The sequence below is a fragment of the Pedobacter alpinus genome (assembly GCF_042684645.1).
In the GTDB taxonomy this organism is placed as follows: domain Bacteria; phylum Bacteroidota; class Bacteroidia; order Sphingobacteriales; family Sphingobacteriaceae; genus Pseudopedobacter; species Pseudopedobacter alpinus.
In genome coordinates, this window is the sequence record NZ_JBHULV010000022.1 from 69,374 (window position 1) to 94,637 (window position 25,264).

The 25,264-nt window shown below is 33.2% G+C and carries 22 protein-coding genes; 15 read left to right on the forward strand and 7 right to left on the reverse strand.

Annotated elements, in window-relative coordinates; translation table 11 throughout:
- The 3 genes from ACFSSE_RS06865 to ACFSSE_RS06875 all read right to left on the reverse strand — a co-directional run.
- On the reverse strand, positions 1–3,352 hold a 3,352-nt coding region (locus ACFSSE_RS06865), incomplete at its 3' end, for a pre-peptidase C-terminal domain-containing protein (protein WP_379100832.1).
- Between the two features lie 26 nt (positions 3,353–3,378).
- Entirely contained in the window at positions 3,379–3,888 is a 510-nt protein-coding gene (locus ACFSSE_RS06870; protein WP_379042932.1) for a DUF6252 family protein, read from the reverse strand.
- A gap of 22 nt (positions 3,889–3,910) precedes the next feature.
- Positions 3,911–4,237 carry a hypothetical protein gene (locus ACFSSE_RS06875; protein WP_379042935.1) on the reverse strand — a complete coding sequence of 109 codons (327 nt, stop codon included), beginning with the start codon at positions 4,235–4,237 and terminating at the stop codon, positions 3,911–3,913.
- Between the two features lie 370 nt (positions 4,238–4,607).
- Here ACFSSE_RS06875 and ffh point away from each other — a divergent pair, with 370 nt between their 5' ends.
- The 3 genes from ffh (at position 4,608) to ACFSSE_RS06890 (ending at position 8,183) form a co-directional block, all read left to right on the forward strand.
- Positions 4,608–5,957 carry a signal recognition particle protein gene (gene ffh / locus ACFSSE_RS06880; RefSeq protein WP_379042938.1) on the forward strand — a complete coding sequence of 450 codons (1,350 nt, stop codon included), beginning with the start codon at positions 4,608–4,610 and terminating at the stop codon, positions 5,955–5,957.
- 198 nt (positions 5,958–6,155) lie between these two features.
- A complete protein-coding gene (locus ACFSSE_RS06885) occupies positions 6,156–7,145 on the forward strand; it encodes a hypothetical protein (RefSeq protein WP_379042941.1) in 990 nt (329 codons plus the stop codon).
- A gap of 24 nt (positions 7,146–7,169) precedes the next feature.
- Positions 7,170–8,183, forward strand: coding sequence for a Gfo/Idh/MocA family protein (locus ACFSSE_RS06890; RefSeq protein WP_379042945.1), 1,014 nt, complete (start codon positions 7,170–7,172; stop codon positions 8,181–8,183).
- A gap of 143 nt (positions 8,184–8,326) precedes the next feature.
- On the opposite strand, the gene ACFSSE_RS06895 is transcribed toward ACFSSE_RS06890, so the two are convergent.
- The gene (locus tag ACFSSE_RS06895; RefSeq protein WP_379042948.1) at positions 8,327–8,677 is read right to left on the reverse strand and encodes a helix-turn-helix domain-containing protein; all 351 of its coding nucleotides are present in this window, start codon (positions 8,675–8,677) and stop codon (positions 8,327–8,329) included.
- Positions 8,678–8,819: 142 nt separating this feature from the next.
- Here ACFSSE_RS06895 and ACFSSE_RS06900 point away from each other — a divergent pair, with 142 nt between their 5' ends.
- The 11 genes from ACFSSE_RS06900 to ACFSSE_RS06950 all read left to right on the forward strand — a co-directional run bounded on the left by ACFSSE_RS06900 (position 8,820) and on the right by ACFSSE_RS06950 (position 21,339).
- Positions 8,820–9,122: a hypothetical protein gene (locus tag ACFSSE_RS06900; protein ID WP_379042951.1), complete on the forward strand. Its 303-nt coding sequence runs from the start codon at positions 8,820–8,822 to the stop codon at positions 9,120–9,122.
- An 11-nt stretch (positions 9,123–9,133) separates the two neighbouring features.
- On the forward strand, positions 9,134–9,283 hold the full coding sequence (locus ACFSSE_RS06905) for a hypothetical protein (RefSeq protein ID WP_379042953.1): 150 nt from the start codon (positions 9,134–9,136) through the stop codon (positions 9,281–9,283).
- A gap of 32 nt (positions 9,284–9,315) precedes the next feature.
- Complete coding sequence (locus tag ACFSSE_RS06910) at positions 9,316–15,783, forward strand: RHS repeat-associated core domain-containing protein (protein WP_379042956.1); 6,468 nt, start codon at positions 9,316–9,318, stop codon at positions 15,781–15,783.
- Positions 15,784–15,785: 2 nt separating this feature from the next.
- Entirely contained in the window at positions 15,786–16,157 is a 372-nt protein-coding gene (locus tag ACFSSE_RS06915; RefSeq protein ID WP_379042958.1) for a DUF3997 domain-containing protein, read from the forward strand.
- Between the two features lie 256 nt (positions 16,158–16,413).
- Complete coding sequence (locus ACFSSE_RS06920; RefSeq protein ID WP_379042961.1) at positions 16,414–17,304, forward strand: hypothetical protein; 891 nt, start codon at positions 16,414–16,416, stop codon at positions 17,302–17,304.
- On the forward strand, positions 17,301–17,744 hold the full coding sequence (locus ACFSSE_RS06925) for a hypothetical protein (RefSeq protein WP_379042963.1): 444 nt from the start codon (positions 17,301–17,303) through the stop codon (positions 17,742–17,744). The genes ACFSSE_RS06920 and ACFSSE_RS06925 overlap by 4 nt, the downstream gene beginning before the upstream one ends.
- Positions 17,745–18,111: 367 nt before the next feature.
- Positions 18,112–19,521 (forward strand): RHS repeat domain-containing protein, encoded by a 1,410-nt coding sequence (locus ACFSSE_RS06930; RefSeq protein WP_379042966.1) that lies wholly within the window; start codon positions 18,112–18,114, stop codon positions 19,519–19,521.
- A 65-nt stretch (positions 19,522–19,586) separates the two neighbouring features.
- Positions 19,587–20,027 carry a hypothetical protein gene (locus ACFSSE_RS06935; RefSeq protein WP_379042969.1) on the forward strand — a complete coding sequence of 147 codons (441 nt, stop codon included), beginning with the start codon at positions 19,587–19,589 and terminating at the stop codon, positions 20,025–20,027.
- A 64-nt stretch (positions 20,028–20,091) separates the two neighbouring features.
- Entirely contained in the window at positions 20,092–20,442 is a 351-nt protein-coding gene (locus ACFSSE_RS06940) for a hypothetical protein (protein ID WP_379042972.1), read from the forward strand.
- A 255-nt stretch (positions 20,443–20,697) separates the two neighbouring features.
- Positions 20,698–21,018 carry a hypothetical protein gene (locus ACFSSE_RS06945; protein WP_379042975.1) on the forward strand — a complete coding sequence of 107 codons (321 nt, stop codon included), beginning with the start codon at positions 20,698–20,700 and terminating at the stop codon, positions 21,016–21,018.
- Positions 21,019–21,123: 105 nt separating this feature from the next.
- A complete protein-coding gene (locus tag ACFSSE_RS06950; protein ID WP_379042978.1) occupies positions 21,124–21,339 on the forward strand; it encodes a hypothetical protein in 216 nt (71 codons plus the stop codon).
- Positions 21,340–21,412: 73 nt separating this feature from the next.
- Here ACFSSE_RS06950 and ACFSSE_RS06955 read toward each other — a convergent pair whose 3' ends face one another.
- Together ACFSSE_RS06955 and ACFSSE_RS06960 are read right to left on the reverse strand one after the other, a co-directional pair.
- Positions 21,413–22,255, reverse strand: a complete 843-nt coding sequence (locus ACFSSE_RS06955; protein ID WP_379042981.1) for a hypothetical protein — start codon at positions 22,253–22,255, stop codon at positions 21,413–21,415.
- Between the two features lies 1 nt (position 22,256).
- Complete coding sequence (locus tag ACFSSE_RS06960; RefSeq protein ID WP_379042984.1) at positions 22,257–22,472, reverse strand: hypothetical protein; 216 nt, start codon at positions 22,470–22,472, stop codon at positions 22,257–22,259.
- 143 nt (positions 22,473–22,615) lie between these two features.
- Here ACFSSE_RS06960 and ACFSSE_RS06965 point away from each other — a divergent pair, with 143 nt between their 5' ends.
- Positions 22,616–23,467 (forward strand): hypothetical protein, encoded by an 852-nt coding sequence (locus ACFSSE_RS06965; protein ID WP_379042987.1) that lies wholly within the window; start codon positions 22,616–22,618, stop codon positions 23,465–23,467.
- A 97-nt stretch (positions 23,468–23,564) separates the two neighbouring features.
- Here the strand turns inward: ACFSSE_RS06965 and pgi are convergent, their stop codons facing one another.
- Positions 23,565–25,205 carry a glucose-6-phosphate isomerase gene (gene pgi, locus ACFSSE_RS06970; protein WP_379042989.1) on the reverse strand — a complete coding sequence of 547 codons (1,641 nt, stop codon included), beginning with the start codon at positions 25,203–25,205 and terminating at the stop codon, positions 23,565–23,567.
- Between the last annotated feature and the right edge of the window lie 59 nt (positions 25,206–25,264).

Genomic DNA, 25,264 nt, shown 5'->3' on the forward strand with positions numbered 1-25,264 from the left:
TAGTTTCTATTGTAAATGAGTTGCCACTACTATTATTAGAACACCAATATGGACTTTGATTATCCGAGTTTGTAAAGCTTGGCATACCTAAAGAGGGAGCACCAACATTAATGGTTCTTGAGGGTAAATTGAAATTTCCACACATTGTAACAATTGTGGCACTCAGGTTAACCTGACCATTTCCGGTTTTTGTTAAGGTTATTGAATTTCCTGAAATGCTAGAACTTACAACACCGCTAGAAGGATTAACCGTCCAATTAACTGTTGCCCCTGTAGGTAAACTGGCAATACCGTAAGTTTCTGATGAATTACAGATTTGTGAAGATCCTTGAATTTGAAATGAATTATCATTAACCGATGGTGGCTGAGGATTACCATTTATTTCTTCGGTGACCCAATTTACCGCATCTTGCCACAGCCCAACATGTTTTCTGTTTTCGTTAAATGAGCCGAAATAGCTATTAAAAGGAGTTTCACCTGTACAAACTAAATTTCTAACACTTACATTTTCTGATAAATCTTGATTTAAACCAATAAATGCGAGTGCACTCTTAGTATTGATAAAGCTGTGATTTGGTATAACCGAATAAAATGTAGAGATAACATTGAAAACCCCACCTGTAAATACATTTAATATTTTCCCTGCAATGGTGTGGGCTGATTCTGAACCAATTATACCTGTTCCTTCTTGTTGTAAAATTTCCTGTGTGTCATAAGTGCCTCCAGGAGCAGTATCGTACCCTGAGGAATTAGATGGTGCAATTACACTATTTACACCGCTTTTAAAAGGTCGCCAAGCAGTTAAAACATTATTCGTATTTCCATAACTTGGTGTGAAATACATTTTTGCTGAAGCAATAGTAAATGTTTTTATTTTTACTTTTATAAAAAACAACCTTGTTTTAATATGCCTAGTGTCAAAAGTAAATGCTTTTTCTCCTGCTGTATTTACCCCATTTCCTCCTAAAGAACCATCTACCAGTGCTATTTTTCTAAATGGTTGTCCTGAATCGCCATTAGGAAAACTAGCCATATATGGCGAACTTAAAAACTGTGCTCTAAAACCATTTGGCATGGGGATTTGAGGGTTAGGTGTACCATCGGTATAGTGATGCAATAGCATTTGTCTCGCTGCAACTGAACCAATTTTATCCTTCAAGTTTTCCTTAGCAGCATCACTTAAAGTAGAGAAGAATTCTAAATATTTTTGGTCTCCAATTGGTATATTGGCTCCTTTATGTGGTGAATCAAAAGATACCCATAGTTTGGTTTTATGTTGCATAGAATGCTGTTCCATATAATTCAAAGCGTATCTGCTAATTAAACCACCCATACTTGGACCTATAATTGTCAGCTTTTCAGTGCCTTGTTTTACTGTGTTTATTGAGTCTATTAACGCAATTAAGGTCATCGCATTTCTTTCTATGTAATCAGCTCCACCATCTCTCATAATAGGTCTAGGAAATAAACCACCAATATAACGAGTGCCAATTTTATAAGTGGGAAAGTTTAAAATAACTATATCATACCCTTGTGACCTTAAATTTGTTGCAAAACCTGTTTCATTTAAATCTTCTTTGTATAGTTTTTCAATGTCTCTGCTATCACCAGGATCAAAACCATCAATAATAATAATTGGTTTTCTGATAATGCCATCACAAGCACCATTGATTGCATAGTATGTTCGCACATTGCCTCTGCCAAAACTAGCACTTGTTTCATCATATCCTTGAAAAGCAATTTTACTGGTTATCCAACTTGGTGTGTCAATGCTACAATTGATAGTATTTTGGGTACTACCAACACTTTGAACTACCCTTTGCAAAGTTTCACTTGGTTCAGGAATTGTTAAATTAAAATCAGCACATTTAACCATGGCATAGGTAGTAATTACGTTATTATCATTAAAACCAATTACAAATTTTAAATATTTGAAACCATAAGTAGGATAATTTACCGGAATACTGCTATTTAATGATATTGTTCTTAAACCTACACCGTCACCAAAATCTATTTGTATGGTGCTAATCACTTTATTACTATGTTCTATTAAAAACTCAGTGCCAATATAATATGAGAAACTCAATGGCACACTATCTAACAAGGGTGCAGCAACAAATTTATTGACTAGCTGATACGGAGAGGTTGTTCTATTTGGTGTATCATACAATACACTATCTACCATATAAAACAGGTTATTTGCTACTGCATTGGTATCAATCATATTAAAAGAATAAGACGAAAGACCTATAGGCACTTGCCCTGTTATTGTTTTTCCCAAACCTAAATCTTTAATATCTGCTAAGGTTAACCAATTGCTACTATTGTACGCAGCACCTAGCATCTCAAAATAACTTTGTTTAAAATGTTTATTGGAACTAGTGTCTGTATTGTTAACATTAAAATCATTTAAACCAGCCAAATTATTTACCCTATCGTATAAAATACCTGTAGTAATGTCAGATTTATCTAAAAACCGCATTTCGTAGTCTATAAATTCTGTATAGGTATCAAATGTTAATGAATTTGCAAAACTTGCAGAAATGGAAGTACTTATAGCTCCAGAGTTTGTTCCATAACTCTCAGATACTATATAGTATGTGCCAGCAGCTAAAGAAACAGAAATAGAAGATTTTAAGCCCGCACATAATGGACCATTATCGTCATTAGAGGTAATTAAATTACCGCTTGCATCTAAAAGATGCATATAGGTGTCAAAGCCTGATGAACAATGTGAAATGTTAATTTGTGCCGTTGCATTAAGCGAGAATTTATAAAAAATATCATCACTTGTTTGCCCATAATTATTACCATATCCATTTGGTGTACTGTTATTTCGAGTATCAGTAAATGTGCTATTGCTATTTGTTAAAAGCCCAATATTAAAAGGGTTATTAATATCTGTGCCAGCCAAAAGTATATTTATTGTTGTAGTTATATTCCCTGAATTTGTCCCATAACCTTCAGAAACTACAAAGTAGGTTCCTGCTGCCAGCGAAATAGATATAGAAGATTTTAATCCTGCACATACAGGACCATTATCATCATTAGAAGCAACGGTGTTTCCATCAATATCTAAAAGGTGCATATAGGTATCAAAACCTGATGCGCAATGTGATAAATTTACTTTGGCGGCTATTGAAATTGTGAATTTATAGAAAATATCATCACTTGCTTGTCCAATATTATTACCGAAACCGTTTGCTGTTGCGTTATTTTTTGTATTGGTGTAAGAATTACCTGCATTAAGTGTACCAACATTAATTGGGTTTAATTTGCTGGAGCCGGCTGGCTGTGCATAACTGTTAAGTTTTAGGCAAAGCAGTAGCAAAAGGATTAGGTAAATCCTCAAATTTAGTTTGTTTTTTATATTATTGTTTAGTTATAGGTTACATCAAATCTTCCATCGGTAATAGAGACTGTATCATTTAAATCGTTTTCATTTACTGCATCAAAATGAAATGTACCACTTATTATTTTTTTTATGGTATCAATTTTAGTTATGTTAACAACACCTATGGAATTACTATAAGTTTTATAATATTTTTTGTTCCCATAATCATTATACTCTAAATTAATCCTTGAGCCATCTACAATATTATCTCCTATTTTTGGATTTTGGATTAGTATACCAATTACATTATCATTTGTTTTACTAACAAATTGTTCACCTCTTATACTTAATATACCATTTTCGTATGATACATTTAAGCCCCCACCAGCTCCTATGCAACTCCAACAAGCAGTTTTAACCCATGTTTTACCATTAACTTTTGCGGCCATAATATTTTTACCTTCTTGTGTGGCAGCAGGTAAATCATCTTTTTTACATGAGATAGTAAATAGCAAAATAAGTGATGCGAATAGTATTTTTTTAAATGTTTTCATAATTTTTGAGGGTAAGTAAAAATTAATCTTTCTTCTTTTCGGTAGTAGGTAACAGCTTGTTCAATTGCTCAGCAGTAAGAATTTTTTTAAGTTTTAAGTTTTTTTCTACTATTAAAGCATCCATTTTAGCCCTCATTTCTGTTGGGTCTAATTTTTTGCTATCCATTAATTTACCAGCATCTGTTTTATAAGTTGCCATAATGCTCTCTACTTGTTTAGCCAAGGAATCGGTAATGTTTAGCTGTTTGCTTAAATAAGAATTTTGTTTGTTTTTTAAAGAATCTGTTTGCGCTTGTGCAAATGTGGCTATAAATACAATAGCCATAGATAGGATAATAATTTTTTTCATTTTGGGAATAGATTAGCTAGTTAATAAACAAAAATAACTTAAATGAAGCCCATTTTTAAATTTAAACTTAAAATAAAATATTATTTCGTTTCGGTTACATAAATGTATTTTAAAAAAAATTTAGATAATACTTAAATCAATCTCATTAATTAAATTGCGTAATTATACCTATTAATGAACTTACAAAGTATTGAATATTAGAAATTAACGAAATTTTAATACCTAAATAATGGTCGTTTTTCAAAAAATCAAATCAATTTAGCTATCATACCAATAAGTAATTATCATATCTCTATTCTATAAGCATAATAATTCAATCAAAAATTGATAAATTGCACCCCAATTCATTTTGAAATAATAGGATTAAATAATGTTTGATAATCTTCAAGATAAGCTCGAAGGAGCGTTTAAAGTATTAAAAGGTCAGGGTAGTATTACCGAAATTAACGTGGCGGAAACCATGAAAGAGATACGTAAAGCTCTTTTAGATGCCGATGTTAACTATAAAACTGCTAAAACATTTACTGATGAAGTGAAGCAAAAAGCATTAGGACAAAATGTGTTAACCACAGTTTCGCCTGGGCAGTTGCTTACAAAAATCATGAATGATGAGCTTACCGCTTTAATGGGTGGTAGTGTAGAAGAGCTAAATATTAAAGCAAGTCCGACAGTAATTTTAATTGCAGGTTTAAACGGAGCTGGTAAAACCACTTTTACGGGTAAATTAGCTTTATTCTTAAAATCGCAGAAAGGTAAAAAGCCTTTATTAGTAGCTGGTGATGTTTATCGCCCTGCTGCAATTGACCAGTTAGAAGTTTTAGCGGGCCAAGTAGGTGCAGAGGTTTATACCAACCGTGAATCTACAAACCCTGTTGCTATTGCATTAGAAGGTATAGCACATGGTAAGAAAAACGGTAATAACGTAATCATAATAGATACAGCGGGTCGTTTAACATTAGACGATGCCTTAATGGATGAAATTGCGGAAGTTAAAAAAGCTACGCAACCGCAAGAGATTTTGTTTGTTGTTGATGCCATGACTGGGCAAGATGCCGTAAATACAGCCAAAGTTTTTAACGATAGGTTAGATTTTACAGGTGTTGTTTTAACAAAATTAGATGGTGATACCCGTGGTGGAGCGGCTTTGTCTATTAAATCTGTTGTTAACAAACCTATTAAATTTGTAGGTACTGGCGAAAAAATGGATGCGCTGGATGTTTTTTATCCAGACAGAATGGCTTCCCGTATTTTAGGTATGGGTGATGTGATTTCTTTAGTAGAAAGAGCACAACAACAGTTTGACGAAAAGGAAGCCGCAGCTTTACAAAAGAAAATCAGAAAAAATAAATTCGATTTTAACGATTTTTTAAGCCAAATACAGCAAATCAAAAAAATGGGTAACATTAAAGATTTAATGGGTATGATACCAGGTGTTGGCAAAATGATGAAAAATATCGATATAGATGACAATGCCTTTAAAGGTATAGAATCTATTATCCAATCCATGTCGCCATTTGAACGCGAAAATCCAGATAGCATTAACCAAAGCCGCAGAAACAGAATTGCAAAAGGTAGTGGGAATGACATAGCCGAAGTAAATAAGCTCATAAAGCAGTTTGAAGATATGAGAAAGATGATGAAACAATTTTCTGATCCATCTGCCATGGCAAAAATGCAAAAAATGATGAAAGGAATGCCAGGAGGAGGAATGGGTAGGTAATTTCTGATTTTAATAATTTTAGGAGCCTGAGCAAAAAAATGTTCAGGCTTTTTTATGTTCAAAAAAATTGATAAGCTGATAGACATTCAACAACCCTATTTAATCCTAAAATCTTACCGAATAGTTAATTAAATGTAATTCTATTAGCCCAGCTCTTATATTAGTCCAAATTCTAATTTGCATTTGTATTTTTGCACCATGCCAGCACAACTTTACCATCCGTTTAAAAAAATGCGATTTGATAATTCGCACTGTTTCTTAAGCGGCGAAGCATTAAGCAAAGACCAAACTCCATTTCCTGTATTTGCCAATTGGCTTACAGAACGCTACAATTTAAAAGATACGCCTTTTAAAATGCTGGATGAAAGCATGCAAAGCTATGCAGATATTGTTGTGCCATGTAGCGATGCTGCAAAAGAAAAGCTTAGCGATTTAGAAAAAACCATCCAAATTGCTTTTGAAAGTGGTTATGAAGCGGTAAAAAATTTAGACCAAGATTTACTTTTTTTATGGATTGCAAAAACTGTTTATGGGGTAATTTTTAAAGAAATTCAAACAGCCATTAAACATCAAAATACTTTTGCCGAAGGATTTAACATGTCGCAAGGTTTAATACACAAGTTTGGTATGTTGCATACCATGCTGCAAAAAGTAAATAATAATATAGTTTTTGAAGATTTTAAACCATACAGCCTTTTTGTGTGCCCAGTAACTAACGAAGAAAATGAATTTGCTTACCGCGATGAAATAAATACCCTTACTTTTTCTTTACGTATCCAAAACTTCGGAATTATTATGTGCCTGCAAGATAATGGTGCTAATAAAAAATACCACGAAGAAATTTGGAATAAGATAGAAGGTAAAACGTTGCATCCCATTCAGTTTGAAGAGTTGTGCGCTAAACTTTTTTACTCGGCTTATTTATTTAACAGATTGCCAGAGTACCATATTATCCCAACAGAAGACCAAATTTTTATAGAAGCCATGCCTTTACGTGGCATGACAGCTAAACCTGTTTTTGACGACTGGTCTTTTAAAACTTACGGCCAAGTGGTAGAGAACTTTTGGAAACGTTGGGGGTTCTTATTGTTAGAAATCATAAAAAACCCAGAAAAACCAATCAGTTATTTAGTTGATGATAATATGGAGTTTAGATTGGCAGAAACTATAATGTTACCTTTAGCTTAAGATTTCAAATTAACAAAGACAATAATGGAGAATAAAATAAAAGTGGGTTTAATGGCTTATGGTATGTCTGGAAAAATTTTTCATGCACCATTTTTTGATGTTCACAGCGGTTTTGAGCTGGTAGCTGTAACAGAGCGTAGTAAAAACAATGCTGTTGCCGATTATCCAAATATTATAACTTACAGAGATAATGAAACATTATTAGCCGATGAGAATTTGGAGTTGATAGTTGTTAACACCCCAAATTATACACATTACGAATTTGCTAAGGCGGCCTTAAACGCAGGAAAAAATGTCTTAATAGAAAAACCATTTTCGGTAACTAAAACCGAAGCCGAAGAGCTTTTTTCTTTAGCCTTTAGAAAAGGATTAAAAGTTTTAGCATACCAAAACCGCAGGTTTGATAGCGATTTTTTGGCGGTTCGAAAAGTATTAAAATCAGGAAGGTTAGGTAGAATTACCGAAGCACATTTGCGTTTTGATAGGTACAGAAACGAAATTAGCGAGAAAAAATTTAAAGAAGAAGCCATACCAGGTGCAGGTATTTTTTATGATTTAGGTGCGCACATGATAGACCAAGCCATTGCTCTTTTTGGTATTCCAAACGAGTTTCGTAAAACTTATGGTAAATACAGAGAAGGAACAGAAGTTGATGATGTTGCACATGCTCATTTGAAATATAATAACGGACTAAATGTATATGTAACTACTAATATGTTGGTGGTAAAACAACAACCTGCGTATGTTTTTTATGGTATAAATGGCACATTGATAAAAAACCGTACTGACATACAAGAGCCTCAACTATTAGCCGGAATAAAACCGAATGACCCAGCTTATGGTAAAGAAAAAGATGGTAATGAAGGTATGCTTTACACTTTTGATGAAAATAGCAATGTGGTAGAAGAAAAAATTCCTTCAGAAACCGGAGATTATAAATTACTATTTGACCAAGTTTTTAAAGCCATAAGAGGAAATGGCGAATACTTTATTAATCATAATGATATTTTGGGGCAGTTGGCTATTTTAGAAAAATAATTTAGGAAAATAAACTACAAATATTTTATTATTGTTGATGTAAACATATTTTTTAGATAACAATTATATCTAAACTATCAGTTTAAGCTGATTTAATGATTTAACTTTACTAGTAAAGTAATTACACTTTAGAAAAACTTTGTCTAATTAAATTCATCATAATTTTTTAAATCTCTTAATTCTAGTTCAAGTAATCTAATATTTTTAAGTAGATGCTTAATGGTTTCCTTTTGATCCATAATTTCTTGATGCATTGTTTCCAATTGTATCTTGAAATCAAGCTGTTGAATTTTCTCTAAATCATTAGGTAGGAAATAGTGCAGCTGGGTATTTGTATATGTGGCAATATTAATAACCTGTTCAAAACTTATAAAAGTTTTACCATTCTCCATTTTGGATAACTGTCCCTGAGTTATTCTTAAAAATACGCTAAGTTCTTCTTGCTTAATATTCTGCTTATTTCTTATTTCTCTTATTTTTTGCCCTAAATTCATCTTTTTTCATAAGTAGTTAGCCAATTTACTAAACATGGAGAATATTTTTATTCTATTGCGAATAAAATATTCCTTTTAAAATATTAATTGTCTTTTTCTTCACAGAAATTTGTTTCTAGTAAACATTTATTAAATAAATTCTATGAAAAGACTTTTACTTTTAAAAATTATTCTATCCTTTCTAATTGTTAACAGCTATGGTCAAGAATTATCGTTTCAGTATGATATTGCTGGCAATCAAACAGAAAGAAAATGGATATGTATAAACTGCCCACCGCCATATACCACAAGTAATCTTGTAAATAAATCTACAGAACTAAATTTTAAGAATAATCTAGAGGAAAATTCTTTACTAAAGCGTGGGTTGTCTGCCTATCCTAATCCAACATTAGAAATACTCAATTTATCTTGGTTTAGTGATGATGAAGAACACATAAAATATTAACAGTTTTCACCATGTCTGGAATAAAATTAATTTCTTTAAAATGTAGTGAAAAACAAAAAGAAGCAAGTATTTCTTTTCTACAATATGCTGCTGGCACTTATTTACTAAAGGCAACTTACTCATCAAATAGAGAGGAAATTATCAAAATAATTAAACAATAAAAATATTTAGTTAGAAAATATATAAGTATGCTATGAAGAAAATATTACTACTGTTATTTATAATTTTATCTATTACAAAGATTGCATTCTCACAAGAGAAGATTAAAAAAGATTCTCTCATTTTATTAGACACTATAAGATATGTACCTGAGCAAAAAGTTGAGAAATTTAATTTACAAAGCCAATCTTTTAATGCAGGTAGTTTAAGGGTCGGGATTGATCCTATAGGAATAGATCCAGAAGAAGATCCTAATCCAAACCCCTACCCACAGCCTTCAAGTGTTCCAACGGCTCAAATAGATGCAGGAAGAACTCAAAGTCTTATTGATGTTTCTAATACCGGAAGTGCAACATTTGCGGTTCCCATTTCTATTCCTGCTGGAGTTAATGGGGTAGCACCGAAAATAAGTTTGACTTATAGTAGCCAATCAGGTAATGGTATTGCAGGTTATGGATGGAATATAGGTGGGTTATCGTCTATTACAAGGATTGCAGCTAGTAAAAATCTAGATAATTACATTGGAGCAATAAATAATAATGGAGGAGATAAATTTGCGCTAGATGGGCAGAGATTAATATTAAAAAGTGGAATTTATGGAGAAGAAGGGGCAGTTTATGAAACAGAGAATTATAGTAACGTAAAAATTGTCTCTAGAAGTTATTACGGCTACGGGGGTGGTTTAATTTATTTTGAAGTTTTTTACCCTGATGGCTCTAAAGCTGTATATGGTAGTAATTATAATTCTAATTCTACATTACAATATGGGATAGACTACCTAGAAAACCCACAAGGTTTAAGAATAAATTATTATTATACAAATTCATACAATGTGCTTTATTTAGACCAAATACAGTATGGTAATATAGCAATTAATACAATTACTTTTGAATATAAAAACAGAACATTAAAAGAGCAACAAGCAGTAGCAGGTGTTTCGACTTATTTGGATAAAATATTGTCGAAAATTAAAGTTTATGGCTACGGTATACCTTATAGAAACTATGAGTTGAACCATAACTTAATAAATAATTTAAACTATGAAAGAGTAGAAAGCATTGTTGAATTAAACGGTGATAACACAAAAAGTTTCCAACCAATTACTTTTAGTTATGATGCTGATTCTTATATACACATATTACCAACAGGTTATGCGCAAATTGGATTAACAGGGGTAGCCAGTAATAATAGCGACGTGATTACGGGCGATTTTACTGGAAACGGTACATTAGATTTTGTTGTGTATCCAAATTCAAAAAATAAATATTGGTTAATGCGTGACCCAGACGTGAGTAGCCCTTATAATTTTATTGAAGAAGTAAATACAGGTTATTTTCAAGAAATTTTCCCAGTAAATTGGCTAACCTCTAATAATAAATTATATCCGGGGACTGGTTTATCTCTAGTGAAAAATCAAAGTAGTAATGAAGTGAAGTTTCAGGTTATTTCTACAGTTTCATACGCAGGAGGGCTTTTGCAATATGAGAAAACATGGAGTAATGCTCCTACCTCAAACACTTACTATTCTGAATGTTTAAATGATTATACTACCGAAGGTTTTGCAATACCTAAAAAGTATATATCAGGTGATTTTAATGGCGATGGTTTAACAGATTTAATTGCAATTACCACACCTTATAGTCAAACAGATTATGAAAGAAGAGTACAATGTACTGATTGGTGGGATACAGATTGCTGCGAACAAGATTTCCATTTAGTACAAGATGCTAAAGTTTACCTAATTAACTTAGACAGAAGAATTGCAACAAATTTTGTAAGTCTCACTGGCATGTTAGCTAAAGCCGCAAATAGCAATAATATTTTTTCTGGGGATTTTAATGGTGATGGTAAAACAGATATTATCCAAATTTTAGCTGGTGAAGTTTATGTTTATGAAATTGATAATAATGGCAATCTATCACTTTTAAAACATCAAATAAATAATAGATTCACTATCACTTTACCACCATATTTAGGAGATTATAATGGTGATGGGAAAATTGACATCATTTTACCAACTGCAAATAATAGCAATAGTTTTGCAGTATTTATGTCTAATGGGAAAGAGTTCGCATATCAATTACAAAACATGCCTTTTACATTTAAATATGATATTATATCTGGAGGAAATATAGAGGAAACAAAATTAATACCAACCGATATTAATAATGATGGGAAGACTGATTTTATAAGTTTAAAAATAAATACATATAATTCAACAACTCAAGGTTCTTTAGCGCTAACCACTTATAATAACCTTGGCGCTTTTAATTCTGGTTTTCCTCAATTTGTTTATGGTTCCTATGATTACCAAAGTACTTATTTACGTCATCGCCCTATACCATTATTTTTAAACAGTCAGAAAACAAACTTTAAATTAGAGTTTGGTGTATTGAGTGACAATAGAATGATTATGTATAATTTTACCCAAAATGTAAAAGAAAAATCCTTAATTAGGTCTATCGGTCAAGATGATGTTACTTATCAGGTCGAGTATAAAGATTTGATTTACGATCCTAATTCTTACGATTTGCAAGTTTATGAAGACAGTTGGGATCAAACTTATCCATTTGTAGATATTCATAGTGCACCAGGATTAAAGGTTGTAACCAAATTAAAGAAATTCTATCTTTTAAATTCAACTCAACAAGTATTTGGTTATAAAGCAGCCGTTACAAATGCCGATGGTTTGGGCTTTTTAGGTTTTAGCCAAATTATAAAAAGCAATTGGCATGTTGATGCAAGCGACCAAAACCAAATGTTCAACATCTCGATTATGGACATGCAAAAAAGAGGAGCTTTAAAACAATCATTCACAACAAAATCTTCTTATCTGAATTCATCAATCACAAATACAAATATTAGTACACCTACCTTTGATGGTAATGGCAACCCCATCTTTAATAATAGTACAAGTGGTGTAGGTGATGGTGCAGCAATTAATGATTATATCAATAGAACTGATTATACATACCAAACAGTTTTAACTCCAAATAAAGTATTTATTAATGTACCTACATTATCTAGCACCAAAGATTTGTTGAACGGGACAAACACAACCATATTAAATGTTTATGACAGCTATTATAACCTAACAAAAGAGTTTTCTGATTTTTCTGGACAAGGTTCTAAAAAAGTAGAAATAACTTACGATAACAACATAACTAGCAGTTACTATATCGGAAGACCTACAAACAAGAAAACTACCCTCACTAATCCTATAGATACTTACACTACAGAAGAACAATATTTTTATACTGGCTTTTTACCAACCCAAATTAAACGAAAAGGAAACGGAACAGCTTTTATAACAGAAAATATCCAATATGATGGTTTCGGGAATATAACCAGAAAAGGTATTACCATACCAAGCGGAGTAGAAAGAGCTTCTAGTATGCAATATGAAGCAAGCGGTAAATTTGTCACTAAATCAATAGATATTGATGGACTAGAAACTAATTATACCTATGATATCTTCTTCGGAAATGTTTTAACGGTCACCAATCCTTTTGGTCTAGTAACTTCTTCAGCTTATGATTCATGGGGGCGATTGGTAGAAAACACTGATTATTTAGGTAAGAAGAGTTATCGTTCTTATAACTTTATTGGCGGTGGGTTTATGTCTATACAAAATAATGATGACGAAGGTGGAGAAAGTTATACATTAATTAATGCGTTAGGGCAAACGGAGGAAGTTAGAACAAAAGATGTTCTTGGTCAGTTTATAGGAAAAGCTTACCAGTATGATGCATACGGCCGAGAAGTTAAAGTGAGCGAACCTGCTTTTGGCAGTTCTTATACTCAATGGAACGAAAAAGTGTTTGATAGCTATGGACGTTTAAGCCAAGCAATTGCATTTACTGGGAAAACAACTAATATTACCTATAATGGTTTAACCGTTACGGTAAACGATGGAACAAAATCTGTTACAACCACAAAAAATGCACTAGACCAAGTAGTAACCTCGCAAGATCCTGGAGGCATCATAAATTATACTTATTTCGCCAATGGCAACCTAAAATCTTCTAGTTACGCAGGTAATGTACAAACCATAGAACAAGATGGCTGGGGGCGTAAAACAAAATTGACCGATCCATCCGCAGGGGTATATAACTATACCTATAATGATTTTGGGGAAGCATTAACAGAAAATACCCCAAAAGGAACTACTACTTACACTCATGACGATTACGGTAAAGTATTGACCAAACATATTGTTGGCGACTTAACAAATATGAGCTATTTGTACACTTATGATAGCAGCTCTAAACTACTTACTTCTTTAAACTTAAGCAGTACAGTAAGTAATGATGGTAACAATTCTAACTATACCTACACTTATGATACTTATAAAAGATTAATAAGCAAAGTAGAAAATAACCCCTTTGCTACCTTTACAAAAAACTTTACCTATGATCCTTTTGGCAGGATAGATACCGAAGAGACTATAGCATTAGATAAACTAAGCAGTAAAACAGTTAGTAAAACTATTCAAAACAATTACCAATATGGAGAATTAAGTAGCAATACAGATATGGGTACTGCGGAGACCATTCAGGAAATTGCAGGCTTAAACGCCAGAGGTCAAGCAACCCTAGTTTACCAAGCTGGTTATAACACTAAGCAAACCTATACTTATGATCAATATGGTTTTGTAGAAGAAATAAAAATAAATAAAATAACCGGAGTTTTAGGAGAGCTGATGCGGCTCAACTATAGTTTTGATGCCCAAAGAGGTAACTTAATGAGCAGAAGCAATAGCGTTTTTGCTTGGAACGAAAACTTTGCCTACGATAGCCAAGACCGCTTAACAGATTTTAACGATAATAATGGCAATTTTAGCCAAAGCTATAGTAGCAATGGTACTATTACCACCAATAGTAAACTGGGTACTTATACCTATAACGGCTATCAGCAAACAGGTTTAAATAACCTTACGCAAACTGCTATGGATCATTATAACGATAGGCGATTACAACAAATTAGTTATAATGCTTTTAAAAGCCCAGTAGAAATTGCAGAACAAGGCAAAGAAAAAATAAGTTTTTGGTATAACGCTGCACAGGGGAGATCGCACCGCTTTTATGGCGATGAAAACGCAGACCCATTACAGCGCAGGCTAAGAAAACACTATTCGGATGATGGAAGCGTAGAAATTACCAAAGACCTAGTAAGTGGTACCACCTCATTTGTGCTTTATATAGCTGGCGATGCTTACAGCGCACCAGCCATTTGGAAAGAAGACTATAACGCTGGCACACAAATAAATAGCCAAATGTATTATCTGCACAGAGATTATTTGGGCAGTATATTATCAATAACAGATGACCAAGGTGCTAGCAAAGAACAAAGACATTTTGATGCTTGGGGAAATATTGTAAAATTAACCGATGGCAATGGCAATAATTTAATAGATTTTGCGATATTAGACCGTGGTTATACAGGGCATGAGCATTTAAGCAAGGTTGGCTTGATACACATGAACGGCAGGTTATACGATCCTTTATTGCATCGTTTCCTATCTCCAGATAATTATGTACAAGATCCTTCAAATACGCAAAATTATAATCGTTACGGTTATGTTCTAAATAACCCGTTAAGCCATGTGGATCCTAGTGGAGAGTTTATAGTTGAGGCTATAATTATTGGAGCAGCAATTTTTTCTTATTTAGGGGGCACAGCTGCAAATAATGGGCAATTCAACCCGACAAAATGGGACTGGAGTAGCGGAAAAACTTGGGGTGGAATAGGAATCGGTGCTGTAGCAGGAGGATTGGGTGGATGGGGATTTGCAGTTGCAGGACCTGCGCTTGCGGGGAGTGCTTTTTTCGGATCATTTTCTAATGGAACGATCGCTGCTTATGGCTTAGCCGGCACTTTAGCAGGAGGATCCGCTGGGTATTTGACTGGCTTTGGCACTGGAATGATAGTCAGTAATGGGGATTGGGGTTATGCAAATAAGTTAGGTGGACTTTACGGGAGTATTGGTGCGGCTGTAGGCTCTGTTATAGGAACTGCATATGGGTTTACTGAAGAAGGTAGAAAATATTTAGAGGATCAGCCGGAATATTGGGTTTCTACTGATCAGATTAAATATCAAAACAACAGACCTGATGCGGACGGCTATATTACATTATCAGAAGCCAATGAATGGTATAGAAAAGGAAATGGTAATTCGCTTTATGCAGATCTCGGTAAAATTGATTTAGCATTTATAAAAGAAAGTGATTTTAGAGGAAAAGGGGTAAATTATTTTCAGACATTATTTAAATCAAAAGATGGACGTGTTTATGGAAATATAGGACTAAAACTTTTAAATGGGGCTCTTTTTGGGAGTTATGATTATTATGATTTTGACATTAAACCTTATACAAAAAACACCAAACAAACACCTTTCTCTCTTATTGTCAGGAATTTTGGAACTGGAGTCGGTAGTTGGTTGGCAGGCAAAGGAATCCCATATTATATTTATTTCTATGGCAGTTACCCTATAAAAAAGTAATTATGAAAGCTAAACTTTTTTTTGTTTTATTTAATCTTGCTTCCTGTTCTGTCAGTGATTATACAGAAGATTTAGGAAATGAGTATTCATTAGTTAGCGAAAGCAAGACTATACAATTTATAACAGGACCTAATGATTCAACATTTACAGGCTTAGTCCCTTGCACCGTAGAGTCATTTGCGTCGGATGATTTTTATATAATTGCGAAGCAGAGAAATAATCCTGGTTGTTCAAATTTGGATTTATCAAGTCTTTCAATAAATTATTGGATCATAGATAAGAAAAGAGAAAAAGTATATGGACCGTTAGATTCGCTATCTTTTAATAGAATGAGGAAAGGCATGTCGATTTCAAATTCCTTGAAATTATTCTAAAAAATGCTATTCGACCTCAGCTGTTGCGAGCTTGTAGCTCGTAACATTATCAATTAGTTTAACTGTTTCTAATAAAAACAAACAAATCAAAAAGCAAGTTATAGAAATTGGTTATTTTAAAAGAGAAAAGTAAAAAGTTCGAGCTACAAGCTCGAACCAGCTTGGGAGTGAGTTTATACCGTTACTAGCTATTGGAATTGGAGCATTGATTTGAGGTTATAGTGGATATAAAATTGGGAAGGCTAATGGTTGGAGTATGTTTGGATATATTGCCGGTGGTACTTTAATCGGTGCAGCATCAGGTGGTGCGGCGGCAGGTATTAGTGCTGCTGGCGGTGGAGCAATTCTTGCAGGTTTTGGAGCAGGATCGTTAGGCGGAGCAGGATTTAATGGACTTGCTACCGGGTGGAATGTGAATTCTATGTTGAAAGGAGCTGTAATTGGTGGTATTTCTGGTGCTGTAGGCGGTGGATTTGCTGCGGCAATTGGAGGAGGAGGAGGAGCATTAGTTGGAGGCACTCTGTCTAGTTTAGCGGGTCAATTTTTAACATCAGGGGACTTTAACCTTGGACAAGCTCTACTAAACGGAGGGTTATCTTTAGCTTTATTTCATGGTGTCTCCTACGGTACATGGAAATGGGGTGGTGGTAGTTCTTTAGGTCAACAAAATCTATCATATCGTCAATATCTAGCCATGCAAGCGGATTTTCAAAAATCTAGATTTTGGGGAAAAGAATATGGTGGGTTTTTAATGGATGATGGCAGGGTGATTAGGTTTCCTAGAAATTGGCGCCATTCCCACGGAATAGATCCGCCAGGAGGTGGTGGATTTAAACCATTAACAGGGACCAAAGCAATTTATCACACACACTGGGACAAACCAGGTAAGCAAATTTTTGTCGATGCTTTAGGTAACAGAACTGATAATGCACAAGACTTATCAGTAATTTTGAAGGGTAAAATTACCACAACGGCTAGAGGACATGGTGCTTATGATTATCTTAAAAATAATTCATTTGTCGTCAATAGGTTTGAAACAACATTTAATATAGGTAATACAACAACTCTATTCAATTTGGATGATACTTTTTTACGTTTTTTGTTGTTTTTTAAAACATGGAATTATACTACGGGATTAGAACAATGAGATATTACATTATTACCACGTTATTTTGGATATTATCATTTAAAATAGCATCCGCACAGAATGATAGTTTATTAATTGGAAATAAAAAATTTAATACGTATGGAGATATTTTCAGTCTAAACTTAAGTCATAATGAAGTAACTAATCCAATTTTAAAAATAGATTGGTTAAACGTTAATAGAGAAATGATTCAATCTTTCAATATTAAAAAAAGACAAATTAAGAAAGTTGAACTCATTGATAGTAGTATTAATGTTATCACTAATTTAATGATAAGATTTAATGGTGAAATGATAACGTCACGAAACGAAAAAAAGCACAAATTATCGAATATCAAATTGGAATCTATTAAATCTATTGCTTACCTAGACCCAAATGAATCTATCAAAATTTATGGAAGAGAATATAAATTTGGTATGCTAATAATTGAGACTAATTAATTGATCTGTTCGGCATGTTCTAAATGATGACTAAATGTAAACTTTTAGTAATAATTTTATTTCCCCCCTCTGGTTTAAGTGTTCGCTTTTTCAGCGATCACTTAAATCTTTCCAAGAAACCGAGGACTGAGTCCGGTTATGGAAGATAATTTTAAAAAAGAACTTTAAATTTATTATTGCAACACTTATAAGGATAAAAAGGGGTTATTGCCGATTGAAAAGATGTTTTAAAAATTCCGGACACAGTCCTCGGTTTTCATAACGCGATGAAAATGCCGACCCTTTATTACGTAAGTTAAGAAAACACTACTCGGATGATGGTAGCGTAGAAATTACCAAAGACCTAGTAAGTGGTACCACCTCATTTGTGCTTTATATAGCTGGCGATGCTTACAGCGCACCAGCTATTTGGAAAGAAGACTACAACGCTGGCACACAAATAAATAGCCAAATGTATTATCTGCACAGAGATTATTTGGGCAGTATATTATTAATAACAGATGACCAAGGTGCTAGCAAAGAACAAAGACATTTTGATGCTTGGGGAAATATTGTAAAATTAACCGATGGTAATGGCAATAATTTAACAGATTTTGCGATATTAGACCGTGGTTATACAGGGCATGAGCATTTAAGCAAAGTTGGCTTAATACACATGAATGGTAGATTGTACGATCCATTATTGCATCGTTTTTTAGCTCCTGATAATTTTGTACAAGATCCTTCAAATACGCAAAATTATAATCGTTACGGTTATGTGTTGAATAATCCACTAAGCCATGTGGATCCTAGTGGAGAGTTTATACATTTAATAATTGGAGCTGCTATTGGTGGAATCTCTAATTGGATAGCTAATGGTGCTAATTTTAGTTGGAAGGGACTTGTTCAGTTTGGTGTAGGCGCAGTTGCGGGTGCTTTGGGAGCTGGTGTTGGAGCTGGGATAAGTTCAGCTTTGAGTGGCGCAGCATTTAGTGCGGGGTTTTTAGGGACAACTGCTGCGGGAGTTGTTGGTAGTGGCTTTATGTCGGGTGCTGTAGTTGGTTCTGCTGCTGGTTTTGCTGGTGGATTTGCAGGTGGATTCGGCAACGCATTACTTAATGGATCAAGTTTCGGCTCAGCTTTGGGAAGTGGTTTAAAAGGAGGCGCTTGGGGTGCTTTAGGAGGGGGTTTGATAGGAGGGACTTTAAGTGGGATCAATGCAATGAATGATGGAAGGGATTTTTGGACAGGAAAAGGTATGGGAAAAGCTGAGTATTTTTATGGTGATGGAAGCGGATTAAGCGGAGAAAACTATAATTCTATGGATGAAATGAGACTTGATTATGATAATAATATAGGATCAAGAGATGGTTTAAGTCTTGAACAAATTGAAGATAAGTTGAACACTAGAGTAACCTTAGCAATTGATAATATCAAAGATGGGAACATAATGACATCTGATGGTCCAGCATGGGGTGAAACGAGTAGATATTATGGAGGAGGTTTTGCAAATCGATATAATTCAATTGTAAGAATTGCTCCAGCATTAAAGGGGCAATCATTAGTTTTTAGAAACTTGGTTTTTAAACATGAATTTATGCATTCATGGCATATAAACATGAATTTTGCGAATTCCGGAATTTATAGTGAAAAGGCGACATCAACTTTTACTGGTGTTTATATGAAAGCTTTTGGATTAAGTATACCGAATAATGTTTATAGAAACCTTGGTACGTATCCTTCGGAATTTTCATGGAGAAATTTTTATAAAATTATACCATTATGGATAAAACCCTGATAAAAAAGCACCTCTTTTTTGTGTTATTAGTTTTTTTTTCGTGTTCCGAATTGACTAAAAAGAACATGATCGATTATAAAGTTGTTTTCTTTTATAATTCTTATTTGAGTTATGATTTAAACAGTAGAATGTTAAACCTTAATTATGGAAAATTAAATCTTAAAAAAAAAATTAAGTTAACAGATATAGAAGATGCAAAAGTTAAGAGATCATTTGTCGTCAATAATATTTATTTAGTAAAAGGGGAAAATCTCTATTTAGACAGCTTAATGAAAATGCCGCCTGAAATATGTGAAATCAAAATATGGGATCAACAAAATTTAAAATCTTCTATAGTAATTTCTAAAGATTTGGAGTCGAAAAATAAAAATAGTTTGCAAATGAAAGATAAAGTTGTTTTTTTTAAAAACGATATTTTAAATATTCTTCAAAGTAAAGATGAATTTAAAGAATTTTATAATAGACTCTTCGAAGAGATGAAAAAAAATAATGATATAATGATATAATTAACTTTAATAATATTAGTCTTAATGGCCTCAACAAGTTCTCCGTTTGGCGCAAGAATGAAGAGTGGATAAAAGCTTAAATAATTATCCGGGAGCAAATGCTAAGTATTTAGGATTTAATAATGGGAAATATCGCATAGGGTTTGATATCGGGGATTTTGAAATCACGAGGGCTAATATCAGAGGTTTAATGATACATGAAGGTTACGGTCATGGCATTATGGGATATAGAGATGGCTTTAAAAATCATTATAAAGCTTATTTTGCGGTAATTGACAGTAAATACTGGGCTGAGACTAGTCAATTATTTAAGAAGCACACGGTAAGAGGAATGTGGACTTATTATTTCAAAGAGGTGGGCAATAAAGCTATGCCAGAACCTTATCAATCAATGTATTTTAAATATAGAAAATAAACTAATGAAACTATTTTTTCTTTTCGCCATTTTGATAGCTTCTTTTAATTTATTTGCATGCGACTGTAAAGTTGTAACCAAAGAAAAGGACTTTCAAGACTCAGATTACGTTTTTTTGGGACAAGTCAGGAATGTTTATAATTCTTATATCGAAGTATTTGTACAAGAAATATACAAAGGAGAAAACGTAGAAACACTCTAATCGAAACTATTGATGATTGCTCTGTGCATCCAAAGCTTGGCGAATTGTGGCTGATGTACTCTAAAAAAGGTCAAGGGAATAAGTTTTTTGTTAGCCATTGTGGATGGTCTCGAAGTTTTGCAAACCCCTATGCAATTAATAGCGAAAATTTTCCATCTCCTCCTTTAGCAGGAGAACAACCCGATAATGAATTAGCCATAAAAAAAGCTTTGAGCGAACTTGAATCAGATATATTAGATTTAAGAAATAATAAAAAAACAGAAACTAAATTTTTTGCACTTAAAGAATCTTATCCATATTTAGTGTTAGTTTGCTTATCAATAATTCTGGGCTTACTGTTCTTTATCTTAAAGAACAGGCGTTTAAATATGTAAACCCCCGTTTGGCACAAGAATGAGGGATTAGGGAAAGGGCGAGGGTTTCTTGTGCCTTAAAATATAAAAGCACAAGTAGCCCCTTCACATGCTAATGCTAAATACTTGCGCCAAACGGAGACTCCAGCTTATGGTAAAGAAAAAGATGGTAATGAAGGCATGCTTTACACTTTTGATGAAAATAGCAATGTGGTAGAAGAAAAAATTCCTTCAGAAACCGGAGATTATAAATTACTATTTGACCAAGTTTTTAAAGCCATAAGAGGAAATAGCGAATACTTTATTAATCATAATGATATTTTGGGCAGTTGGCTATTTTAGAAAAATAATTTCTCAAAAAAAAGTCCAATTAGCTTAATAACCGCTAATTGGACTTTATGGAATGCTATCTTATTTAAAACACATAGTTAACCTGAGTAACTCTTGTATTTCCTCTTTCTAAAGAGTTTTGTAAAACGTAAGTATCGTTTTGTAAGTTAATAATAGCCACTTCTTTTCTACTCACTTCTTGTGGAGTTAATATTGTTCTTTGTGAATTTAATTGCTGTCTAGAGTTTGTAAGTTTATCTATTGCTAAAGCTAATAACTGTTCGCCTAAAGAAAGCGTTTCAGTAGTTTGTGTGTATTGTGTATAATAGCTTTCTCTTGTATCAAAATAAACATCACTGTATCTGGTTCTATCGTAATCATTACATTGTCCTTCGTAATCACCATGGTTTAAATGTGCTTTTAGCGCATTAACAGAAACTTCAATTTGAACAGGATTATTAGAGCCATTAGGTTTGTGGCAAACACTAACCTTTTTTTGATTTTTAGGATATTTTACATCGTTATAACTATCTCCTGTAAACCAAACAATACCAGGATAATAAACTGAATTAACCCATTTTGATTTTTTAAAATCTTTTATTTTACCCATTCTCGTATCAAAACGGTTATCATCCCATTTTTTATCATCCCAACGCTCATCCACTTTCCATTTAGCATTTTTTCCATTTAAATCTTTGTTTTTAATTTTATTGCCAGCATTACCTTTTTTCTCATAAGATTTATTGGAATTTTTGTTTTGTGGATGGTCATTATATTTTTCATTATGATTATCATTTTTTCCTTGATGTTTATCGGACTTTTCTTTTTGATTTCCTTTACCATTAGATTTTCCTTGGTTATAGTTTAATGAAATCATCATTAAAAAAGGGAGTATGGCAATGCTTAATAAATATCTTTGCTTTTTCATCTTAGTTTGTTTTTTTAAATTCTTTATCTAAATCTTGCATAGATTTTTGAACGGTTTCAATATCTTTATTTAATTGAGCTTCTTCTTTTTTCAAACTGTCCTGAAATTCCTCCATTTTTTTTACTTCAGGTTCTGTTGGTTTATTAGAATTACAAGCGTATAGAAAGCAAACACACAACAGTGTGCATGCAAAAAGAGTGATGTTTGATTTTTCCATGAATTTAGGTTTAAAATAAAATTTGATGAATAGGGTTAGTCAATTATCCTGCCGTTAAATATTTTAAGTAAAAGCAAGATCTAACTTAGGTAATCCTGCGCTTAAAGAATTTCAAACATTGTATTAAATTGCTAAATTTAAACATGAAAAAGTACATTCTACTATGCTTTCTTTTTACTTTATTAAGTAAATTCTCAACTGCATGTGTTTGTCCCCCTCCAAACATTTTCTTAGAGTATCATATTTCTAAATATGTTTTTTATGGAGAGATTATTTCCAAGAACTATCCTAAAGATTCATTAACATACACATTTACCTTTAAAATAGAAGAGTATTTTAAAGAATTGAATAAACCAGAATATTTAAGTTTTACTTGGCCAGCCGAGGCAAGATATAGAAAAGAAGGAATTAGCAGTTGCGATTATGATGTTAACATAGGGAATAAATTATTGGTATTTGCTCAAGAGAAAAATGGTAAGCTAAGTTTTGGGCTAAATTGTTCTAACAGTTCTTTTTACGGTATGAGTGTTAGTAATATTTCTGCTTTAAAAGCAGCTAAAAATTTTAATATTTATAACTACCACTTTAACTTTAATAATACATTATTTAAAGCTGCAAAACCTATTACTAATATTGATAGTTTAACGCTTCCTCTTAAAAACAAAGATTATGGGAATTTTGTAGGTGGTGTGATTATTATGTTTGATGTTGATACAAATGGCAACGTTATAAAAAGTAATTTTTGGGAGACAACAAATAGTGAATTTAATAAAATTGATCCTGAAATTTATGTTTACGACATTATAAATAAAGAATATAGAAAGCCTGAAAATGAGTTTGAAGTTGATGCTCTTGAGGTCTCAAAAAGTATAAAAAATTGGGAAGTATTGCGATTTTTAAATGGGAATATGCCTGTAAATTCTAGACATTATATTATCTACAAAATAGATAAAAATCATAAATTAAGTTGGAAACAGTTTTACTTTATGCTGTAATTTCTAAAAGGGTATCATCTTTAGTAGCTATAGTCTAAATTAAGGCGTATGAACGTAAAGCGTTCCCGCCTAAGCAGGCGGGAACGCCATTAATTTATTACCTCCAAGCTTTATATAAATTAATTAAGCCATTTGTGGAAGCGTCATGAGAATCAATTTCTGTATCGTCTTTTAGCTCTGGTAAAATTTTGCCAGCCAATTGCTTGCCTAACTCTACACCCCATTGATCAAAACTAAAAATATTCCAAATTACTCCTTGTGTGTATATTTTATGTTCGTACATGGCTAATAAGGAACCCAATACTTTAGGAGTTATTTTTTTAACCAGAATAGAATTGGTTGGGCGGTTACCTTCAAACACTTTAAATGGTGCAATGGTATCAATTTCTTCTTGGCTTTTTCCTTCTAGCTCGGCAATCACTTCTTCTTCTGTTTTACCATTCATTAATGCTTCGGTTTGCGCAAAAAAGTTAGATAAAAGCATGTTATGATGCTCTCCTAATGGGTTGTGAGATTTCGCAGGGGCAATAAAATCGCAAGGGATAAGCTTGGTACCTTGGTGAATTAATTGATAAAAAGCATGTTGCCCGTTGGTGCCAGGTTCGCCCCAAATAACTGGGCCGGTTTGGTAATTAACTTTTTCTCCTGTACGGTCAACGTATTTACCATTACTTTCCATATCGCCTTGCTGAAAGTAAGCTGCAAAACGGTGCATGTATTGGTCGTAAGGTAAAATGGCTTGTGTTTCAGATTCAAAAAAGTTGTTGTACCAAATACCTAATAAAGCTAAAACAACAGGAATGTTTTGGTCAAATTCGGCAGTTTTAAAATGGTTATCCATTTCATGTGCGCCAGTTAGTAATTCTTCAAAATTATCGTAACCAACAGAAAGGGCAATAGGCAAACCAATGGCGCTCCACAAAGAGTAACGTCCACCAACCCAATCCCAAAAGCCAAACATATTTTTGGTGTCAATTCCAAATTTGCCCACACCATCTGCATTTGTAGAAAGTGCAGCAAAGTGTTTAGCCACGTCAGCATCGGCAGCGCCACTTGCTAAAAACCAATTACGAGCGCTATGTGCATTGCTCATGGTTTCTTGTGTGGTAAAAGTTTTAGAGGCTACTAAAAATAAAGTAGTTTCTGGATTTACATTTTTTAAGGTTTCTACAATATGAGTACCATCAACGTTAGATACAAAATGTAAGTTTAAATGATTTTTGTACGCTTTTAATGCTTCGGTAACCATAACTGGTCCTAAATCTGAACCTCCAATACCAATATTTACAACATCAGTAATTGCTTTTCCTGTGTATCCTTTCCAATCGCCAGAAATAATGGCTTCAGAAAAAGTTTTCATTTTGCCTAAAACTTCGTTTACATCTGGCATTACATCTTTACCATCAACCAAAACTGGTGTATTGCTGCGGTTACGTAAAGCGGTGTGTAAAACAGCTCTGTTTTCGGTTTCGTTAATCACATCACCATCAAACATGGCTTTTATAGCTTCATCTAATTTACACTCTTTAGCAAGCTCTAAAAGCAAAGCCATGGTTTTTTCGTCTATTCTGTTTTTAGAATAATCAACAAAAATATCGTTAAATTGAATAGAAAATTTGTTAAAACGCTGTGGGTCTTTTTCAAAAAGTTCTTTCATGTGAACATCTGCCATATCAACTAAGTGATCTATCAGATATTCGTAAGCTTGCGTTTGTGTGAAATTGATTTTGGAAAGCATATTTTGGTTGTTTTTTTTGTAAAGATAAAATTTTAAGAAAAAATACAGCCTTAAAACCA

Bases quoted from the DNA above. Each gene is read 5' to 3' on its own strand.
- ACFSSE_RS06870 (WP_379042932.1), bottom strand. From the start codon at position 3,888: ATGAAAACATTTAAAAAAATACTATTCGCATCACTTATTTTGCTATTT.
- ACFSSE_RS06875 (WP_379042935.1), bottom strand. From the start codon at position 4,237: ATGAAAAAAATTATTATCCTATCTATGGCTATTGTATTTATAGCCACA.
- ffh (WP_379042938.1), top strand. From the start codon at position 4,608: ATGTTTGATAATCTTCAAGATAAGCTCGAAGGAGCGTTTAAAGTATTA.
- ACFSSE_RS06885 (WP_379042941.1), top strand. From the start codon at position 6,156: ATGCCAGCACAACTTTACCATCCGTTTAAAAAAATGCGATTTGATAAT.
- ACFSSE_RS06890 (WP_379042945.1), top strand. From the start codon at position 7,170: ATGGAGAATAAAATAAAAGTGGGTTTAATGGCTTATGGTATGTCTGGA.
- ACFSSE_RS06895 (WP_379042948.1), bottom strand. From the start codon at position 8,677: ATGAATTTAGGGCAAAAAATAAGAGAAATAAGAAATAAGCAGAATATT.
- ACFSSE_RS06900 (WP_379042951.1), top strand. From the start codon at position 8,820: ATGAAAAGACTTTTACTTTTAAAAATTATTCTATCCTTTCTAATTGTT.
- ACFSSE_RS06905 (WP_379042953.1), top strand. From the start codon at position 9,134: ATGTCTGGAATAAAATTAATTTCTTTAAAATGTAGTGAAAAACAAAAA.
- ACFSSE_RS06910 (WP_379042956.1), top strand. From the start codon at position 9,316: ATGAAGAAAATATTACTACTGTTATTTATAATTTTATCTATTACAAAG.
- ACFSSE_RS06915 (WP_379042958.1), top strand. From the start codon at position 15,786: ATGAAAGCTAAACTTTTTTTTGTTTTATTTAATCTTGCTTCCTGTTCT.
- ACFSSE_RS06920 (WP_379042961.1), top strand. From the start codon at position 16,414: ATGTTTGGATATATTGCCGGTGGTACTTTAATCGGTGCAGCATCAGGT.
- ACFSSE_RS06925 (WP_379042963.1), top strand. From the start codon at position 17,301: ATGAGATATTACATTATTACCACGTTATTTTGGATATTATCATTTAAA.
- ACFSSE_RS06935 (WP_379042969.1), top strand. From the start codon at position 19,587: ATGATCGATTATAAAGTTGTTTTCTTTTATAATTCTTATTTGAGTTAT.
- ACFSSE_RS06945 (WP_379042975.1), top strand. From the start codon at position 20,698: ATGTACTCTAAAAAAGGTCAAGGGAATAAGTTTTTTGTTAGCCATTGT.
- ACFSSE_RS06955 (WP_379042981.1), bottom strand. From the start codon at position 22,255: ATGAAAAAGCAAAGATATTTATTAAGCATTGCCATACTCCCTTTTTTA.
- ACFSSE_RS06960 (WP_379042984.1), bottom strand. From the start codon at position 22,472: ATGGAAAAATCAAACATCACTCTTTTTGCATGCACACTGTTGTGTGTT.
- ACFSSE_RS06965 (WP_379042987.1), top strand. From the start codon at position 22,616: ATGAAAAAGTACATTCTACTATGCTTTCTTTTTACTTTATTAAGTAAA.
- pgi (WP_379042989.1), bottom strand. From the start codon at position 25,205: ATGCTTTCCAAAATCAATTTCACACAAACGCAAGCTTACGAATATCTG.